This is a genomic window from Xanthomonas campestris pv. badrii (assembly GCF_012848175.1).
GTDB classification, from domain to species: Bacteria; Pseudomonadota; Gammaproteobacteria; order Xanthomonadales; family Xanthomonadaceae; genus Xanthomonas; species Xanthomonas campestris_C.
In genome coordinates this window covers 4,553,364-4,572,003 of sequence record NZ_CP051651.1, presented here as the reverse complement: position 1 = coordinate 4,572,003, position 18,640 = coordinate 4,553,364, and the positions used below count along the sequence as shown (strand labels likewise).

15 protein-coding genes are annotated in these 18,640 nt (G+C 64.8%); 14 read left to right on the top strand and 1 reads right to left on the bottom strand.

The genetic code is table 11. From position 1 onward, the window contains the following. Positions 1 to 285: 285 nt before the first annotated feature. Complete coding sequence (locus tag HG421_RS19380) at positions 286 to 2,409, bottom strand: TonB-dependent receptor family protein (protein ID WP_169707769.1); 2,124 nt, start codon at positions 2,407 to 2,409, stop codon at positions 286 to 288. A 157-nt stretch (positions 2,410 to 2,566) separates the two neighbouring features. Between HG421_RS19380 and HG421_RS19375 the strand changes: the two genes are divergently transcribed. From HG421_RS19375 to HG421_RS19310, 14 genes are all read left to right on the top strand, one after another. Then, positions 2,567 to 3,769, top strand: coding sequence for an aromatic amino acid transaminase (locus HG421_RS19375; RefSeq protein ID WP_169707768.1), 1,203 nt, complete (start codon positions 2,567 to 2,569; stop codon positions 3,767 to 3,769). 282 nt (positions 3,770 to 4,051) lie between these two features. Next, positions 4,052 to 5,062: a class 1 fructose-bisphosphatase gene (locus tag HG421_RS19370; protein WP_169707767.1), complete on the top strand. Its 1,011-nt coding sequence runs from the start codon at positions 4,052 to 4,054 to the stop codon at positions 5,060 to 5,062. A gap of 310 nt (positions 5,063 to 5,372) precedes the next feature. Further along, positions 5,373 to 5,825 (top strand): hypothetical protein, encoded by a 453-nt coding sequence (locus HG421_RS19365; RefSeq protein ID WP_169707766.1) that lies wholly within the window; start codon positions 5,373 to 5,375, stop codon positions 5,823 to 5,825. 252 nt (positions 5,826 to 6,077) lie between these two features. Next, positions 6,078 to 6,545, top strand: coding sequence for a DUF4410 domain-containing protein (locus HG421_RS19360; RefSeq protein ID WP_169707765.1), 468 nt, complete (start codon positions 6,078 to 6,080; stop codon positions 6,543 to 6,545). 143 nt (positions 6,546 to 6,688) lie between these two features. Next, on the top strand, positions 6,689 to 7,093 hold the full coding sequence (locus HG421_RS19355; RefSeq protein ID WP_169707764.1) for a hypothetical protein: 405 nt from the start codon (positions 6,689 to 6,691) through the stop codon (positions 7,091 to 7,093). 12 nt (positions 7,094 to 7,105) lie between these two features. Next, positions 7,106 to 8,137, top strand: a complete 1,032-nt coding sequence (locus HG421_RS19350) for an RDD family protein (RefSeq protein WP_169707763.1) — start codon at positions 7,106 to 7,108, stop codon at positions 8,135 to 8,137. Positions 8,138 to 8,139: 2 nt separating this feature from the next. Continuing rightward, positions 8,140 to 9,753: a hypothetical protein gene (locus tag HG421_RS19345; RefSeq protein WP_248279420.1), complete on the top strand. Its 1,614-nt coding sequence runs from the start codon at positions 8,140 to 8,142 to the stop codon at positions 9,751 to 9,753. Positions 9,754 to 9,798: 45 nt separating this feature from the next. After that, positions 9,799 to 10,170 carry a DUF2164 domain-containing protein gene (locus tag HG421_RS19340; protein ID WP_343204220.1) on the top strand — a complete coding sequence of 124 codons (372 nt, stop codon included), beginning with the start codon at positions 9,799 to 9,801 and terminating at the stop codon, positions 10,168 to 10,170. Positions 10,171 to 10,382: 212 nt separating this feature from the next. Beyond that, a complete protein-coding gene (locus HG421_RS19335) occupies positions 10,383 to 12,011 on the top strand; it encodes a TldD/PmbA family protein (RefSeq protein WP_169707761.1) in 1,629 nt (542 codons plus the stop codon). A gap of 773 nt (positions 12,012 to 12,784) precedes the next feature. After that, complete coding sequence (locus HG421_RS19330; RefSeq protein ID WP_169707760.1) at positions 12,785 to 14,419, top strand: TldD/PmbA family protein; 1,635 nt, start codon at positions 12,785 to 12,787, stop codon at positions 14,417 to 14,419. A 14-nt stretch (positions 14,420 to 14,433) separates the two neighbouring features. Next, a complete protein-coding gene (locus tag HG421_RS19325) occupies positions 14,434 to 15,768 on the top strand; it encodes a TldD/PmbA family protein (protein ID WP_169707759.1) in 1,335 nt (444 codons plus the stop codon). Beyond that, positions 15,765 to 16,583 carry a DUF4159 domain-containing protein gene (locus HG421_RS19320; RefSeq protein WP_169707758.1) on the top strand — a complete coding sequence of 273 codons (819 nt, stop codon included), beginning with the start codon at positions 15,765 to 15,767 and terminating at the stop codon, positions 16,581 to 16,583. The genes HG421_RS19325 and HG421_RS19320 overlap by 4 nt, the downstream gene beginning before the upstream one ends. 131 nt (positions 16,584 to 16,714) lie before the next feature. Next, positions 16,715 to 17,707: an AAA family ATPase gene (locus HG421_RS19315; RefSeq protein ID WP_169707757.1), complete on the top strand. Its 993-nt coding sequence runs from the start codon at positions 16,715 to 16,717 to the stop codon at positions 17,705 to 17,707. 13 nt (positions 17,708 to 17,720) lie between these two features. Beyond that, on the top strand, positions 17,721 to 18,617 hold the full coding sequence (locus HG421_RS19310; protein WP_169707756.1) for a DUF58 domain-containing protein: 897 nt from the start codon (positions 17,721 to 17,723) through the stop codon (positions 18,615 to 18,617). Positions 18,618 to 18,640 lie beyond the last annotated feature (23 nt).

The window sequence follows — 18,640 nt, the reverse complement described above, 5'->3', positions numbered from 1 at the left end:
CCCGCAGGCGGTGTCGAGGCTTCAACGGCGGCGCCCCAGACACCACCGCGACCACCAGCAGGCAAGCGCCGCTGATGCCCGAAACCAGCATGGCCACACGACGCTCGACTTATCCGCCAGACTCACTCACACCGGCGCGGATCTGCTGCGGCGTTTCCGTTGCTCGAGGTGCCTGCATCCGGATCAGCGATCCGATTGAGCTACCAGTGTGCTTGCCTGGTACGCGATGAAACAGACGCGGTGAAGCGGCACGCGCGGTGGAGAACGCGCACCGCCGCCACAGGCTCACCCACCAAAATCCCACTGCAGCCCCACCGTGTAAGTGCGGTCCGGGCCGGGTTCGTAATAGCGTCCGTTGCCGTCGTTGACGATCACCGAGCCCACGCACTGGCGGTCCAACGCGTTGTCGAGGCGCGCAAACGTGCGTAGCGCCCCGTGCGCGGTGGTCCAGCGGCGCGAGGCTTCCAGGTTGACCAACGCATAGCCGGGCGCACGCTCACTGGCCAGGTCGTTGACCACGGTGGCAGCGGAGGCCACCGTTTCGGCGGCGAACTGCCACTGCATCGGCTGCCATTGCCAGCGCGCAAACAGCTGCTGACGCGGCACGCCGGGTAGGCGCGACCCGCTGGCCACCGGCGCGGTGGGCACCGCGCAGCCGCTGCTGGCACAGGTGAGGTAGCCATCGCGCACGGTGGCGTCGACAAAGGTATAGGCCAGCTGCAGCTGCTGGGTGGTGCCCAGCGGTTGCTGCCAGCTCAGCTCCGCGCCCTGGCGGCGGGTGGCGCCGATGTTGCGGAAGGTGCTGCGGCCGTTGGTGTTGCTGGCCACCGCCAGTTCGTTGTCGGTGTCGGCGCGAAACAGCGCCACCTGCAATGCCGCGCCGCTTTGCGCGCGCCACTTGCTGCCGATCTCATAATTGCGGCTGGTGGCCGCGCCCAGGTCCAGCGCCAACCCGGCCGCGCCATCGTTGCGATAGCCCAGCTCGTTGAAGGTAGGCGTTTCGAAGCCGCGTCCGGCGGAGGCGTAAAAGCGCAGATCGTCGGTGGCGCGGAACACGATGCCGGCCACCGGCGTGGTGGCCGAATACTCGCGCCGGCCGCTGTCGTCGGGATTGCGGCCCACGATGTAATGGTCGTCCGACGCAAAGCGCACTTGGCTATGGCGCACACCCAGCAATGCCGACCAGCGCTCGCTCCACTGCCACCACGCTTGCGCAAACTGGTCCACGTTTTCGACCCGGTCGCGCTGATTGCGGCGTAGCGCACCCTGCACACCCAACGCATCGCCGACGAAGTTCTCGTAGCCGGTGCGGTGCTGGCGCTGGCGGTCGACGTTGGCGCCCACGGTGAGCTGCAGCGGCCGGCCCAGCGCCTGCCCCTGCCAGGCCCAGCGCGCGTCGGCACCTTCGTAATTGCTGTCCAGATCGATCACCCCGCCGGCATGCAGCGGGTTGCGCTGCACCGCCACCGGCACCGAGAGGAACTGCTCCACGCTGCGCTGGCCGCCATAGGCCATCAGCCGCAGCGTCTGGCTGTCGAACTGCTGGGTAAAGATGGCCCCGGCCTGGCTCTGGCGTACCGACTTGCGGGTGTTGAACTGGGTAGCCACCGCGGTGGCCTGGCGCGGGTCGGCGTTGAACTGGTCGCGGCTCAGGCCCAGCGGGTCCTGCGCATCGGGCGCATCCAGATAGTTGAGCACCAGATCCAGCCGGCGGCCGGGCGCCAGATCGAAACCCAGCTTGGCGTTGACCGACTCGCGCCTGGCGCGGCTATGGTCGCGGAAACCGTCGGTCTCGAAATGGTTGGCGGCCAGGTTGTAATGCACCGCGCCCTGCTGGCCGAGCAACTGCGCACCCACGTTGACGGTGGCATTGCTGCCGTAGGTGGCGCGCAGCCGCCAGGGGTCGTCCGGCTTGCCGTCGGCGCTCCACAGCTGCAGCACGCCGCCGGAGGAATTGCCGTACAGCGCCGAAAACGGCCCGCGCAGCACTTCCACCCGCTCAGCGCCCAGTACGTTGAAGTGCGACAGCTGGCCCTGGCCATCGGGCATGCTGGCCGGGATGCCGTCCACCAGCAGCCGCACGCCGCGCACGCCGAAGGTGGAGCGCGCGCCGAAGCCGCGGATCGACAACTGGGTGTCCTGCGCGTAATTCTGGCGGTCGCGCGCCACCAGCCCGGGGATGCCGTCCAGCAACTCGGAGACCTGCGCGCCGCGGCGGTTGTCGTCGTCGGCCGCCACCACGGTGAACGAGGCCGGCAGGTCGAAGTCGTCCACCCCGTGCACACGGGCGGCGTCCACCTGCACGGTGGGGAGGACCTGCAAAGGCGCCGCATCGGCGGCCAGGACGAGCGGCGCGGCGCTCGTGGCGAACAGGCCGCAGGCGGCGGCCAACAGGGTGAGTCTGGGCATGGGGATAGTGTCTCGTATCCGTACTGTGGCCGCATCGTTGCGTACGGAACGAAGCATGCTACGCCCGCCATGGGCTGCTACGATGAAGTGGTTTGGCCCAGCCGCGGCCGAGCACCCCGGAAGTACCCCACTCTTTCGTCCTTCAGCGAGTCATGCCGTGTCCTTCTTTGCAAACGTGGAACAGGTTCCAGGCGACCCCATCCTGGGCCTGACCGAGGCCTACAACGCCGACAGCCGCCCCACCAAGGTCAACCTGGGCGTGGGCATCTATTACGACGAAAACGGGCGCATCCCGCTGTTGCGCGCCGTGCACAAGATCGAGCAGCAGCTTGCGCAGGAGGCCAAACCGCGTGGCTACCTGCCCATCGACGGCCTGGCCGCCTACGACAAGGCCACCCAGGAACTGCTGTTCGGCGCCGAGTCGGCGCTGGTGGCGTCCGGGCGCGTGGCGACCTCGCAGACCGTCGGCGGCAGCGGCGCATTGCGCGTTGGCGCAGATCTGCTCAAGAAGCTGCTGCCCACCGCTACCATCGCCATCAGCAACCCCAGCTGGGAAAACCACCGCGCGGTGTTCGGCGCGGCCGGCTTCGAGGTGGTGGACTACACCTATTTCGATGCCGCCAGCCATGGCCTGAACTTCGACGGCATGCTCGCCGACCTGGCCAAGTTGGAGCCGGGCACGGTGGTGCTGCTGCACGCCTGCTGCCACAACCCCACCGGCGCCGACCTGACCCGCGAGCAGTGGAAGCAGGTGGCCGGGCTGCTGAAGGAACGCAACCTGTTCCCGTTCGTCGACATTGCCTACCAGGGCTTCGACAAGGGCATCGAGGCCGATGCGTATGCGGTACGTCTGCTGGCCGCCGAAGGCATCGACAGCTACGTGGTCGCCAGCTCGTATTCCAAGTCGTTCTCGCTGTATGGCGAGCGCGTGGGCGCGCTGTCGGTGGTCTCGGCCACCGCCGCCGAAGCCAAGGCGGTGCAGTCGCAGGTCAAGCGCATCATCCGCACCATCTATTCCAGCCCGTCCACGCACGGCGCCGCGCTGGTGGCCGGCGTGCTGACCAGCCCGGAACTGCGCGATCTGTGGGAGCAGGAACTCACCGAAATGCGTGAACGCATCCACGCCCTGCGCGCAGGGCTGGTGGACAAACTCGCCACGCTGGGCGCGCCGGAGTTCGACTTCATCCAGCGCCAGGCCGGCATGTTCTCGTACTCGGGACTGACCAAGACCCAGGTGGACCGCCTGCGCGAGGAGTTCGCGATCTACGCGGTGGGCACCGGCCGCATCTGCGTGGCCGCACTGAGCCAGCGCAACCTGGACTACGTGGCCCAGGCCGTGGCGACCGTCAGCCGCATGTAAGCGGCCCCGCCGCTGCGTGCGGCGGCATCGACGTACGGCAGACCGGGAGCGCGCAAGCCTCCCGGTTTTTTGTGCCCGCAGCCGCCGCTCCCTTCCCCCGCCCGCGGGGGAAGGTGCCCGAAGGGCGGATGGGGGCACCTCAGCGCCATGAAGCGTTCCGCTCCCACCGCCCATTCGCACAAATTCGATCAGCCACGCTACAAACCGCGCAGCAAGTGATCGAAATCTAACGGCGCAATGGCGACAATGGCGGCCCACTTCCTACAACAGGCTGCCCGCTCCATGTCGCGTCCCTCGCTGACCCGCTTCCTGATCGAAGAACAACACGCCGGCCGTATCGATGCGGAACTGCGCCAGCTGATCACCATCGTCTCGCGCGCCTGCAAGCGCATCTCCATTGCCGTGAGCAAGGGCGCCCTGGGCGGCGTGCTCGGCGATGCCGGTACCGGCAACGTGCAGGGCGAGGCACAGAAAAAGCTCGATGTGCTGAGCAACGACATCCTGCTCGAAGCCAATGCCTGGGGCGGCCATCTGGCCGCATGCGCCTCCGAAGAAATGGATCACAGTCAGCCGGTGCCCGACCAATACCCCAGCGGCGATTTCCTGCTGCTGTTCGACCCGCTGGACGGCAGCTCCAACATCGACGTCAATGTCTCGGTGGGCACCATCTTCTCGGTGCTGCGTGCGCCCAAGGGCACCGAAAAGCCCGGCGATGAACACTTCCTGCAGCCAGGCACCCAGCAGGTGGCCGCCGGCTACTGCATCTACGGCCCCAGCACCATGCTGGTACTCACCCTCGGCCACGGCACCCACGCCTTCACCCTGGAGCGCGAGGAAGGCAGCTTCCTGCTGACCCAGCGCGACATGCGCGTGCCCGAGGACACCGCCGAATACGCCATCAACATGTCCAACCAGCGCCACTGGGAGCCGGCGATGCAGGCCTATGTGGGCGACCTGCTGGCCGGCAAGGACGGCGCACGCGGCAAGGACTTCAACATGCGCTGGATCGCCAGCATGGTGGCCGACGTGCATCGCATCCTCACCCGCGGCGGCATCTTCATCTACCCCTGGGACAAGAAGGACCCGAGCAAGCCCGGCAAGCTGCGCCTGATGTACGAAGCCAACCCGATGGGCATGCTGGTGGAACAGGCTGGCGGCGCCGCCACCACCGGGCGCGAGCGCATCCTGGACATCCAGCCGACCCAGCTGCACCAGCGCGTACCGGTGTTCCTGGGCTCGAAGAACGAAGTGGCCGAGGCCACGCGCTATCACCTGGAGGCGGACAAGGCATAAGCCTACGCCTTTGCCGTAGAAACCAGCAGTCATGTGTTACCCATAGACACCCGCGTCCTGCGGGTGTCTGTTTACCCGGCGCCGAACACCGCATTGGCATGGATGCCGGTTGAAGCGGCCAAAGATCTCAGGTATCTGATGCACGCGTGCACACGGTGGAGCGATACGTGGCGATCTCCGGTTCGCGCATTCCAACGAGAAGCTGTGCATCAAGCAAGACCTGAGCTTCCACCTGTCTCCTGCCGATTGCCTCCTCATCGCGGAACCAACTTGCTGAGCGAGCTCATCATCTTTCTTTGAGGTAACCTGCGTGAGAGACGCCTTGCTCGCAACCGCACACGCAATAAAAGGGAGCTTGGTTTTTTTGGGTTCGGTGCTGTTGTCATGCGTCGCTGCGACGATTCTGAGCGGCTTCCTCATTGCTCTTATTCTGGCAATGTCGGGCAGCGGTGGAGCGGCGCCTACATTTTTTCTGTACTACTGTTTTTTCGCATTCGGCATTGGCTCACCTTTCTTTGTTCTTTTGGGCACCCCAACGCTGCACTTTGTTCCTGGTCTGAAGCATGCACATCCTTATGTTGCGGGAATCGCTGGAGCAGCAATTGTGGCAAGCCTTTGTCTACTCCTGCGCTTGATGCATGCTTCTTCAGGGCCATTCGACTCATTGGCTTCCTTGGCCGCATTTGTCGCTTGCCCATCGCTTTGGGCAGGAATCGCAAGTTGCATCTATCAGCGCACCAAAGAACTGACGGCTACCGCGTGATTGCAACACGCGAAGGACGATTCGAGGCGCAAGCGCGATAGAAGACGCATCAATCACAGGACGCCCTGGGGCGCCAAGGGGACACAGGCAACGATACGACGTTCAATCCCCGGGCGCGACGCCATCGTCAAGGATTCAAACGTCCGCGGATAGCCGTCAGAATTCCCCCGACATGCGACAGCCGTCTGCTTTGCTACGCTTGGTTGCCAGCCGGCAAGTGGCTGGCTCGAATGGATTCCACCGGGGATATAAATGAAGAAGATTGGTTGGGCGCTCGCGATGACGAGCGCTGCATTGCTGTGCGCCTGCTCTACCAACAGCGTGGTCCGCCAGAGCTACAAGGCCGACGCTGCTACCACGTATTGGTACGAGATCAAGGGAAACGAGGATACCGATGCTGCGAGTATGGCGATGTTTCGACGTCAGCTCGATGCCAAGCTCGGCGAGGCCAAACTGCGCGGCGTGCAAGGTGCGCCGGGAGCGCGTGAACTGGACATCCGCGTTACCCACTACTACATGCGCAGCAACGGTGCACGGTTCTGGGCCGGCATCATGGCCGGACGTGACAAGGTCAAGACCTCCATCGAAGTCAAGGATGCCGGCAAGACGGTGGCCGCATTCGATGTGGAATCGACCAATACATCGGCGTGGGGTACCTCGGAAGGCCTGATCGAAACGCATGCTGAAGAAATCGTCGAGCGCTTGACAAAAATGCGATAAAGCCTGCGGGAGCAGCACCTCCCACATGCACAGTGGTGCGCGCACTCAGCATCAGGTGTCTTGCGCAGCATCCGCCTCATCTCCACGCCGTACTGAATGCTGTCACCGCTCGGGGCAGCAAGGCACCTTCAAGAGAAAAGATCATGGACGTCAGCAATCTGTCTTTCAATAAATCCCACAAGCAGCAGGCCGATGCCAGAGATGCCGTCAGTGGGCTGCGCTGGATCCTGTTGGCATGCCTGGCGGCCGGGTTGAGCTTTGGCACTGCGGTCGCGATGACCGCCACGGCAGGCGTGGGGACCGTTACCACCATCGTTTGCATGGCACTGAGCGTGCTGGCAGTCGGCTGCGGCGCGTATGGCGGTTACCTCACTGCGACCGCACTGGGTTGGTCGTCATTCGTTACCGGCGCGATGGTGCTGTGCGCAATCATCCCGCTGCTTAAATATGTGTGTTTCGCGGTACTGGCAGTACAGGCCTTGACGAAGATCCGCGCGGCGGGATACCTGTTTACGCCAATCGGACCATTGCGCAGCGCGAATGCTTGATAAAAGAGGCAGATGAGTGTGGAGCATTGCGGGCAGATCACCGTTGGCTGCCCGCCGCGACCCGGCTTTCGATCACCGCAGACGCGCACTGAGCCTCAAGTTGCCTGCTGTCCTGCCGCTATCGCTTGCATCAACCGCGTCGACGCAATGAGTGCCCTGCACATGGAGCAGTATTGGTATGCCCAGGAAAATGGAGCATCCATCGGGGCGACCCGGATGCAGGCACAGGCGTGGTTTGCCGAAGGGCGTATCCACGCGGACACGCTGATGTGGACGGCAGGCATGGCGGGCTGGGAGCCCTACGCGCGCTGCTCGCTGTCGCAAGCCACTCCGCCACCGATCCCTGATAGCGCAGTGAGCTTGGTGGCGCTGCATGCCGGGCAAGCCGATGGCAGCACAGCGGCTGCACGCAACTTCGACGCCACCGACTTCCTGGCGACGATCAGCCGGCCACAGCTTGCGCTTCCGGCCGACGCGCCAGTGCTGCACGTGTATGCCGATGGCTGGCAAGACATCCGTGCGCATCCATGGCGTCGCTGTTTTGCGCGCAGCTTCGACACCTTCACGCTCGGCCTGCTGCTATGGTTTTCCATCGGTAGTGTCGTGGGTACGATCAGCCCGCCGCTGTATTCGGCGCTGGTGGCGCCGGTCTCCAGCAAGGCATTGCTCTCCGGCATCCTGACAAGCGTGTTGCTGATGCCAGTGCTTGCCATCTGGATCGGCCTATGCGGCACGACGCCCGGCAAGTGGCTGTTCGGCATCCGCGTTCTGCGTGCGGATGGATATGCGCTGGGCTTTGCTGATGCGCTCCGCCGCGAGGGACGGGTGTTCGTATTCGGCATGGGCCTGTGCGTGCCGTTGATCAGCATGATGACGCAGTTGTTTGCGCTCGTGAAACTGATCAACGCAGGCAAGACCTCCTGGGACTTGAGGGCGGGCTGGGTGGTCACGCACCGGCCGACAGGCCGCTGGCAGATCATTCTGTATGTGGTGGCCGGCATCTCGGCGATGGCATTGGTGGCGCTGGTGCGCTGGATGCGATGAGCATGCAACACCTGCATTTACGCGACAGGCGGGGCTATCTCGGTGTGTGGGAGATGGCCCAGGTGCACGCCGAATTCGGACGTGGCCGCTATCGTGCCGACACCATGTCCTGGCGCCCTGGCGAAACCGCGTGGACCTCGCTCGGACGCCGCTGGAGCCCGCGCATGACACCGTGGCTGCCCGTCTTGGGGGCACTCGCACTGTTCGGCTGTCTGGTCCTTGGGGTTGCGCTGCCGTTATGGGGTTTCCACATTCCCGGGCGCCCGCCATTGCCGCTGGCCTGGCATCTGAGTCTGTTTGCTGCATCGCTGCTATCGACTGCAACGGTGCTGGGTATCGCGATCAAACGCGACCCCGGCTACGGTCCCTCGCGCGCGTGGACGTCGGTGTGGTTGCTGATCTTGGCACTGCCATTGATTGCTGCATTGCTCTATCAGGTAGTGAGTAACGATCGTGCACGTCACCAGGATCCAGACGCGCGCATGGTGCTGAGTGCGGACAAGCGGGTGCTAAGCATCGACGGTAGTATCGCGGCGAATTTCATCGATGACTTCAAGGCCGCTATGGCGCGTGCGCCGCATCTGCAGCGGATCGATATCCGCAGCGGCGGCGGGTTGGTCGGCGACGCACTTGAAGTGGCCAAGATCGTCCGTGCCCGCGACGTGGTGGTGCGTGTGGATGACTATTGCGCCAGCGCCTGCAGTTTGCTGTGGGCCGCATCGCCCGAGCGCGAGCTCGGCCTGCGAGGCTCCATCGGGTTGCACCAGAACAGGATGCTGGGTAACGCGCCCAAGGAATGGCGCGAATCTGCGCTGGCGCAAGGGGATGCGCAATCGCGCGCCATCCTGCTGCGTGCTGGGTTCGGGCCTGACTTGCTGTCCAAACGCAGCCATACGCCGCCCAGCTCGATGGCTTGGATCGATGCCACCGAATTGGTCGAAGGCGGTGTCGGCGTGCGTATCCTGGATGCGCATGGCAAGCCCGCGACGCGTGCTGCCATTGCCATGGCCGGCGCCTTGCACCAGATGGGCGCCAGCGACGCCTCCTGGCGCGCTTACCTGGCGTATGCGGCCAAGCAGCCGGACCAGGTCCTGCAGCGCGCACCGTCGATTCGCCAGGCGTTGCTTGCCAAGGACAAGGACATTGCAACTGCCTGGTTGCGCAGGCTCTACGCCGAAATGACGGCATTCGCCTTTGGACGCTCGAGCGATGCCGACATGGCCCGCTGGGGCCGAGGCATCGCGGCGCTCTGGGATGACGCCGTGCGCACCCAGGACAAGGCGCAATGCAACACCTTGCTGGATAACGGTGAGCGCCCGCAGGACGAGGAGACCCGTGCACGCGTGCGCGACCTGCTAGCGGATTTGATCGCCCGTACCGCAGTGCAGGCACCGCAACATACGGTATCCGACGCACAAGAGCAGGCCGTGCGCTTGCGCTATAACACCCTGTTCTGGAACGCGCTCGCATCACAGCCGGGCCCGGTCGAGTGGGCCACTTGGTCGCAACCGCAGCGCTGCAAGGTGTCCGCGCAACTCTTTCGAGAAGCGCTTGCGTTACCGCCTGCGCAGGCAGCGGCCTCGTTACGCGCGTTGCGGATCATCCATTTCGATTGAGCCCCGGGTGATCGGTGATGGTTACTTGGCCAGCGGGTTCAGCGGTTGCAGTTGCCTTACCCGCCGCCGATCCTGCCCTTTGGGTCAACCCGGGCATCGGCGGGTCTGGGTACCTTGACGCTTTACAGGCAGGTCGGCCGTCTCGCTGCCCAATCACACAATGCCAATGAACATCAAATTCACCGAAAGCGAACGGGCGGCGATCACCCGCAAGATCCAGCTGTATTTCACCGAAGAACCAAACAGCAGATCGGGCGTTTCGATGCCGAGTTCCTGCTCGATTTCTTTGCCGAAGAAGTCGGTGCGTACTTCTACAACCGCGGTGTCTATGATGCGCAAGCCATCCTTGCCGGCAAGCTGGAAGATTTGGGTGAGGCGATCTACCAGCTGGAGCGGCCCACCGACTTCAAGAAGTGATGGAGTGCGCAGCTTCACCCGTCTGCTGCGGAACCCGAAAGGCGGTGACAACACTGTCGCGCAGCACACGCCGCGCAGGCGGTGCCAGCCGGGCTGGTCGTCTGCGCGGCGCGCGGGGCACTTGTCACTTGACCAATTTCAGGCCTGTGCGCCACCCTCTGGGTTTGGCACGTGTGCAGCACTGCGTGCGTCGCCTCAGCGGAGAACGCCACGTGGACCGTCGTACCTTTCTCGCTTTATCCGGCATCGGCGCCGCCGGGCTGCTGCTGCCCCATACGCGGCTGATCGCGGCCGAGCAGCTGCTTGCGCCAGCCGATGCAGCACGCAACCGGCGCTTGTCCGATACCGCGCTCACTACTGCCAAGGCCGCAGGCGCCAGCTATTGCGATGTGCGGGTGGGCCGCTACCTGCGCCAGTTCGTGATCACCCGCGAGGCGCAGGTGGAGAACGTGGTCAACGCCGAATCCAGCGGCGTGGGCGTGCGCGTGCTGGCCGATGGTGCGTGGGGCTTTGCCGCCACCAATGCGCTCACCACTGATGGCGTGGCGACCGCCACGCGGCAAGCGGTGGCGATTGCCAAGGCCAATGCACGGCTGGGCGGCACGCCAGTGCAGCTGGCACCGGTGACGCCGGCCGGTGAAGTGCGCTGGCGCACGCCGATCAGGAAGAACGCGATGGAGGTGCCGCTGCAGGACAAGGTGGCCCTGCTGATGGATGTCAATGCGGCCGCGTTGAATGCTGGCGCCACCTTCGTGGCCTCGCGCATGTTCGCCATCAACGAGCAGAAGTATTTCGCCAGCAGCGACGGGTCCTATATCGACCAGGACGTGCACCGGCTGTGGCTACCGTTCACCGTGACCGCGGTGGACAAGGCCAGCGGCAAGTTCCGCACCCGCGACGGGCTGTCTTCGCCGATGGGCATGGGCTACGAATACCTGGATGGCGACGCGCGCGAGAAGCACGCACTGCCCGGCGGGCTTGTCGGCTATGGGAAAAGCTACGATGCCCGCGAAGACGCCATCGCCGCCGCCAGGCAGGCACGCGCCAAGCTCACCGCGCCATCGGTGAAGGCGGGCAAGTACGACCTGGTGATCGACCCGAGCAATCTGTTTCTCACCATCCACGAGTCGGTGGGCCACCCGCTCGAGCTCGATCGCGTGCTCGGCTACGAGGCCAACTACGCCGGCACCAGTTTCGCCACGCTGGACAAGCGCGATGCGAAGTTCCGGTGGGGCAGCGATGCGGTGACCTTTGTTGCCGACAAGACGCAGCCGGGCAGCCTGGGCGCGGTGGGCTACGACGATGAAGGGGTCAAGACCAAGCAGTGGGAGCTGGTGAAGGACGGCATCCTGGTCGACTACCAATGCACGCGCGACCAGGCCCATCTGCTCGGCAAGACGGCTTCGGATGGCTGCAGCTACGCCGATTCGTGGTCCAACGTGCAGTTCCAGCGCATGCCCAATGTGTCGCTGGCGCCGGGCAAGACACCGCTGGCGGTGGCCGAGATGATCAAGAACGTCGAGCGCGGGCTGTACATCCACGGGCGCGGGTCGTATTCGATCGATCAACAGCGCTACAACGCGCAGTTCGGCGGGCAATTGTTCTACGAGATCGAGAACGGCCAAGTCACGCGCCTGGTGGAAGACGGTGCCTACCAGATCCGCACGCCGGAATTCTGGAACGCCTGCAGCGCGGTTTGCGATGAGCGCGACTTCCGCCTGGGTGGCTCGTTCTTCGACGGCAAGGGCCAGCCCAGCCAGGTGTCGGCGGTCTCGCATGGCTCGTCCACCGCGCGCTTCGATGGCATCAACGTGATCAATACCGCGCGGTCGTTGGGCTGAGAGCAGCTCATTATGATGTCGATTCTTAGCGTTGTTGGGTGCGATCAAAAGCTTGGTCAGTCGAGTGCGCGGTGCCCTCGCCGCTCGCGGGACACGCCGCAAGTACGTCCCTGTAGGCTCGGTGGCGGCATCCATGCCGCCACACGGTCCCGCAATCGGCGAGGACACCGCACCAGAGAGTGAGTCGGTTGCTTTTTTTTTTGAATCCTCAGGTTGATCGCCTTGCGCTGCGAAGGTGATCCGCGGCGCTCTTCAAACGGCGCACGTCATGCTTTGCTCTCACTATGCGTACCGACACTCTCGACTGGTCCTTGCACGCCCACCGTCGCGGGACCTTACGCGGTATGGATGCCGCGTAAGAGCCTACATGGACGTACTTGCGGCGTGTCCCGCGATTGTGGGCGGGCAAGGGCTCTGCAGCCAGAGCGCAGATCGCCCACACAGTTTGTCAGCCGCTCTGAACCCGGGCAGCAGCGATTGAGCGTGATGGCACGACGGCATCGCATCATCGTGAATAGGGCGAGCATGCATGACATCCACCACATGTTCCCGCGCGAAGCATCCAGTGCACGCAACCAGCCTCGCTCGCCAGACTTCCATGCAGGTCTCTGTGCCAATCGATTCAGACGAGCACAGCGATTGCCGCTGCACCCCTGCCGAAAGTCATTTGACGCAGCAATCATCGCCCGGCAAGAATCGGGGACACCGCGTGCAGCGCCGTCTGCGCGTCACCACACTACCTGCGCGCCGCGCGGGACTATTGGGGAGTTGCCGTGCAGCGACGTGATTTCCTGGCCCTCACCGGGCTGACCATGGGCGGGTTGATCGTGCCTGCCTATTTCGGTAAGGCGATTGCCGCCGAGCAGTTGTTGACACCCTTCGATGTGGGCCGCAAGAAGCGCCTGGCCGATGCCGGCTTGAACGCTGCGCGTCAGGCCGGAGCGAGCTATTGCGACGTGCGCATTGGCCGCTATCTGCGCCAGTTCGTGATCACCCGCGAGGACAAGGTGCAGAACGTGGTCAACACCGAGTCCATCGGTGCCGGCATCCGCGTGATCGTGGGCGGGGCCTGGGGCTTTGCGGCCACCAACGAGCTGACCGAACAGGGCGTGGCCAAGGCGGCCGCGCAGGCCGCGGCGATCGCCAAGGCCAATGCCAAGGTGCAGGGCACGCCGGTGCAACTGGCGCCGACGCCGGGTGTGGGTGAAGTCAGCTGGAAGACGCCGATCAAGAAGAACGCGATGGAAGTGCCGATCAAGGACAAGGTGGACCTGCTGCTCGGCGTCAACGCCGCAGCCACCGCGGCCGGTGCCAACTTCGTCAACTCGATGCTGTTCGTGGTCAACGAACAGAAGTATTTCGCCAGCACCGACGGCTCCTACATCGACCAGGACGTGCACCGCATCTGGGCGCCGATGAGCGTGACCGCCATCGACAAGGCCAGCGGCAAGTTCCGCACCCGCGATGGCCTGTCCGCGCCGATGGGCCTGGGCTACGAATACCTGGATGGCGCCGCCTCGGGCAAGTTCGTCTCGCCCAATGGCGTAGTGAATTACGGCATGTCCTACGACATGAAGGAAGATGCGATCGCGGCGGCCAGGCAGGCGCAGGAAAAGCTCAAGGCACCGTCGGTGAAGCCGGGCAAGTACGACCTGGTGCTGGACCCCTCGCATACCTGGCTGACCATCCACGAGTCGGTGGGCCATCCGCTGGAGCTGGACCGTGTGCTCGGCTACGAAGCCAACTATGCCGGCACCAGCTTTGCCACGCTGGACAAGCTCAAGGCCGGCTTCCAGTACGGCAGCGACAAGGTGCATATCCTCGCCGACAAGACGCAAGCAGGCAGCCTGGGCGCGGTGGGCTACGACGATGAAGGCGTCAAGACCAAGCAGTGGGACCTGATCCGCGACGGCAAGCTGGTGGACTACCAGGCCATCCGCGACCAGGCGCATATCCTGGGCAAGACCGCCTCCGATGGTTGCTGCTATGCCGATTCGTGGTCCAGCGTGCAGTTCCAGCGCATGGCCAATGTGTCGCTGGCCGCCGGCAAGACGCCGCTGAGCGTGAGCGATCTGATCAAGAACGTGGAAAACGGCATCTACATCATCGGTGACGGTTCGTTCTCCATCGACCAGCAGCGCTACAACGCGCAGTTCGGTGGCCAGCTGTTCTACGAGATCAAGAACGGCGCCATCACCCGCATGCTCGAAGACGTGGCCTACCAGATCCGCACGCCGGAATTCTGGAACGCCTGCAGCGCCGTGGCCGACCAGCGCGACTACCGCCTGGGCGGTTCGTTCTTCGACGGCAAGGGCCAGCCGAGCCAGGTCTCGGCGGTCTCGCATGGTTCGTCCACCGCCCGCTTCGATGGCATCAACGTCATCAGCACCGCCCGCTCGCTCGGCTGACAGGAGAAACCCACATGAGCATCCTTACCGAAGCGCAGGCCAAGGTCATTCTGGACAAGGTCATCAAGCTGTCCAAGGCCGACGAGTGCACCGCCACCCTTAGCGGCTCGATCGACGGCAATATCCGTTTCGCGCTCAACAACGTCTCCACCAGCGGCATCGTCGACAACACCGACCTGCAGGTGCAGGTGGCGTTCGGCAAGCGCGTGGGCGTGGCCACGATCAACGAGTTCGACGACGCCTCGCTGGAACGGGTGGTGCGTCGCGCCGAAGACCTGGCGCGGCTGGCGCCGGAGAACCCGGAGTTCATGCCGGCGGTTGACAAGCAGACCTACAGGCCCAGCCCCACCTTCAGCGAATCCACCGCAGCGGTCGATCCGGCGTTCCGCGCGCAGGTGGCGGCCGATTCGATCGCCCCATGCAAGGGCAAGGGCCTGATCGCCGCAGGCTTCCTGGAAGATGGCCAGAGCTTCACCGCGTTCGCCAACAGCAAGGGCAACTTCGGCTATCAGCGCGGTGCGCGCTTCGACTACACCTGCACCGTGCGCACCGAAGACGGCCGTGGCTCGGGCTGGGTGGGCCGCAATCTGAAAGACGCCGCCGACTTCAAGGCCGAGCAGGACATCCGCATCGCCATGCGCAAGGCCAGCGATTCGGCCGAGGCCAAGGCGCTGGAGCCGGGCAAGTACACCGTGATCCTGGAGCCGGCCGCGGCAGCGGGGCTGATCTCCTTCATGATGAATTTCTTCGACGCACGCCGCGCCGATGAGGGGCGCAGCTTCCTGTCCAAGAAGGGCGGCGGCAACAAGCTCGGCGAGCAGGTCTACGACCCGCGCGTGAACATCACCGCCGATCCGTGGGACCCGCGTGCGGCGGTGCTGCCGTGGGACGAAGAAGGCCTGCCGCGCGAGAAGATGGCCATCGTGGAAAACGGCAAGATCGCCAACCTGCAGTATTCGCGCTTCTGGGCGCAGAAGAACGGCAAGCGCGCGGTCGGCGAACCGGGCAATCTGCTGATGGCCGGCGGCGAGAAGAGCATCGCCGAGCTGGTGCGTGGTACCGAGAAAGGCATCCTGGTCACGCGGACCTGGTACATCCGCATGGTCGACCCGCAGACCGTGCTGCTGACCGGGCTCACCCGCGACGGCACCTTCTACATCGAGAACGGCCAGATCAAGTACCCGGTGAAGAACTTCCGCTTCAACGAATCGCCAGTGATCATGCTCAACAACATCGACGAGCTGGGCAAGCCGGTGCGCGTGGCCGGCGACGAATCCAACTTCGTGATGATGATTCCGCCGATGCGGCTGCGTGATTTCACGTTTACCTCGTTGTCGGATGCGGTGTGACTGAGGGCCGGGCTTGGGGATTGGGGATTGGGGATTCGGAGAGCCAAGCGAGCTCTCCGCAGCCCGATGCTTTTCCCACACCTCCCATTACCGGCCTGCCGGCCTCTGCGGCGTCCGCGACGCGTCGCCATGTCCTTGGCCTGTTGTTCGGTAGCGCCGCTGCGTTGGCGCTGCCGCGGCGCGCGTGGGCGGCCGGCAATTACGATTTCTGGTTTACCCGGTTGCGCTACGACTCCGGGGATTGGGATGTGGATGCGCGCATGCCGTCCAATCTGATCACCTCGTTGATCGACTACACCCAGCTGCGCGTGGATCCGCAGGAACATGTGCTGGATCTGGCCGACCCACGCATGTTGCAGGCGCCGTTCTGCTATCTGTCCGGGCACAAGCTGGTGGAGTTCAACCCGGCCGAGCGGCGCAATTTCGAGCGCTATGTACGCAACGGCGGCTTCGTGTTCGTGGACGATTGCAACCACGATATCGATGGTTTGTTCGCCACCTCGTTCGAAGCGCAGATGACCTCGATCTTCGGCAAGCGCGCGCTGCAGAAACTGCCCAAGAACCATCGGCTCTACAGCGCCTTCTTCACCTTCCCCGATGGCCCGCCGGCGACCAGCTTCGAGCTCAACGGCTGGGGCGACGACCTGGTGCACGATTATCTCAAGGGCATCCACATCGATGGCCGCCTGGGGGTGCTCTACAGCAACAAGGATTACGGCTGCGAATGGGATTACGACTGGCGCAACAAACGCTTCCTGGCCGAAGACAACACCAAGTTCGCCGTGAACATCGTGATGTATGCATTGACCAATTGATCGCCGCATGTCGATCGCCATGCTTTTTGATCGACATATTGGAGCGCGCTTGCACGCGATGAAAATGCACTTGTGAAGCATCGCGTGCAGGCGCGCTCCTACATCAGCAGCCATCCAACGAGATCTCCCATATGAATGCCCCCAACCACGACATCCTCGCCGCGCAGCTGTCCCAGCTGGGCACGTTGCGCGCGGCCCTGGCCCAGGCGGTGGTGGGCCAGGACGCGGTGGTGCAGCAGCTGCTGATCGGCCTGCTGGCCGGCGGCCACTGCCTGCTGGAAGGCGCGCCCGGCCTGGGCAAGACGCTGCTGGTGCGCTCGCTGGGACAGGCGCTGGAGCTGCAGTTCCGCCGCGTGCAGTTCACCCCCGACCTGATGCCCAGCGACATCCTGGGCACCGAGTTGCTGGAAGAAGACCACGGCACCGGGCACCGGCATTTCCGTTTCCAGCAGGGGCCGATCTTCACCAACCTGCTGCTGGCCGACGAGCTCAATCGCACCCCGCCCAAGACCCAGGCGGCGCTGCTGGAGGCGATGAGCGAGCGCACCGTCAGTTATGCCGGCACCACCTATGCGTTGCCGGCGCCGTTCTTCGTGCTGGCCACGCAGAACCCGATCGAACAGGCCGGCACCTACCCGTTGCCGGAAGCGCAGCTGGATCGCTTCTTGCTGCATGTGCGGGTGGGCTACCCCAGCGAACAGGAAGAGCGCGACATCCTCAGCCAGACCACCGGCAGCGCCAGCGCGCAGGTGCCCAAGGTGATGGACGCGGCCAGCGTGCAGGCGCTGCAGCAGCACGTGCGGCAAGTGCATGTGGGCGCGGAGTTGCTGACCTGGATCAACCGCCTGGTGCGTGCCAGCCGTCCCGGCCCGCAGGCCAGCGACGAGGTGCGCCAGTGGATCAAATGGGGCGCCGGCCCACGTGCGGGGCAGTCGCTGGTGCTGGCGTCCAAGGCGCGCGCACTGCTGCACGGCCGCTTTGCAGCCACCCGCGAAGACGTGGTGGCGCTTGCGGCGCCGGTGATGCGCCATCGCCTGTTGCTCTCGTTCGCCGCCGAAGCCGAACAACGCACGGCCGACGACGTGGTCGCCGCATTGCTGCGTGCCGTGCCGTTCCCGACGTGAGACATCGCGCGGCGTGAATGCAGACCTGCCGGCATTGATTCCCAGCGACGTGCGCAGCCGCCTGCGTGGTCTGCAGCTGCGTGCGCGCCACGCGCAGGGTGCGCACGGCATCGGCCAACATGCCAGCCGCAGCCGCGGCGCCGGGCTGGAATTCGCGCAATACCGCGCCTACGAACCGGGCGATGCGCTGCGCCAGATCGACTGGAAGCTCTACGCACGCTCGGACCGCTTCTTCGTGCGCGAAGCCGAGCGCGAAAGCCCGCTGACGCTGTGGCTGTTGCTCGACGCCACTGCCTCTGCCGGCCAGGCCGACCACGCGCGCCCCGGCTACACGCGCCTGCAGGCGATGGCGACCCTGGCCGCCTGCGCTGCGGAGATCGCGCTGCACCAGGGCGACCAGATCGGCCTGTTCGCGGTGCACGGCGGCGGGCTGGTGGCAGTGCCGGCCGGTACCGGGCCACGACAGCGCGACCGGTTATGGCTGGCCCTGCACGGACTGCGTGCCGGCGGGCAGTGGCCGGGCATGGACGCGGTACGCCCGCTGTGGGAACGCATCGCCACGCATGCGCTGGTGCTGTCCATCGGCGATGGCTTCGACGAAGCACTGAACGCTGCACTGGAAAAACTCGCCGCCGCGCGCCGCGAAGTGATGCAACTGCAGGTGCTGACCTGCGACGAACGCGATTTCAGCTTCAGCGGCGGCCACCGCTTCCGCGACCCGGAAACCGGCGAAGAACTGCTGGGCGATGGCGCAGCGATGCGCGCCGCCTATCTGCAACGCTTCGGCGCTGCACAGCGCGCGCAACAGGCGCGCTGGCAGGCCGCCGGCATTGCGCACGCACTGCATTATCTGGACGCCGCACCCGAGGCGGCATTGCGCCAGTTGTTCGGGCAAGGTGTACCGCGATGAGCGCGCAGCGGAGCCGCCACCAC

Coding starts and splice junctions, on each gene's coding strand:
- HG421_RS19325 (WP_169707759.1), top strand. CDS start 14,434: ATGAGCATCCTTACCGAAGCGCAGGCCAAGGTCATTCTGGACAAGGTC.
- HG421_RS19350 (WP_169707763.1), top strand. CDS start 7,106: ATGAGTGTGGAGCATTGCGGGCAGATCACCGTTGGCTGCCCGCCGCGA.
- HG421_RS19345 (WP_248279420.1), top strand. CDS start 8,140: ATGCAACACCTGCATTTACGCGACAGGCGGGGCTATCTCGGTGTGTGG.
- HG421_RS19370 (WP_169707767.1), top strand. CDS start 4,052: ATGTCGCGTCCCTCGCTGACCCGCTTCCTGATCGAAGAACAACACGCC.
- HG421_RS19355 (WP_169707764.1), top strand. CDS start 6,689: ATGGACGTCAGCAATCTGTCTTTCAATAAATCCCACAAGCAGCAGGCC.
- HG421_RS19315 (WP_169707757.1), top strand. CDS start 16,715: ATGAATGCCCCCAACCACGACATCCTCGCCGCGCAGCTGTCCCAGCTG.
- HG421_RS19360 (WP_169707765.1), top strand. CDS start 6,078: ATGAAGAAGATTGGTTGGGCGCTCGCGATGACGAGCGCTGCATTGCTG.
- HG421_RS19380 (WP_169707769.1), bottom strand. CDS start 2,409: ATGCCCAGACTCACCCTGTTGGCCGCCGCCTGCGGCCTGTTCGCCACG.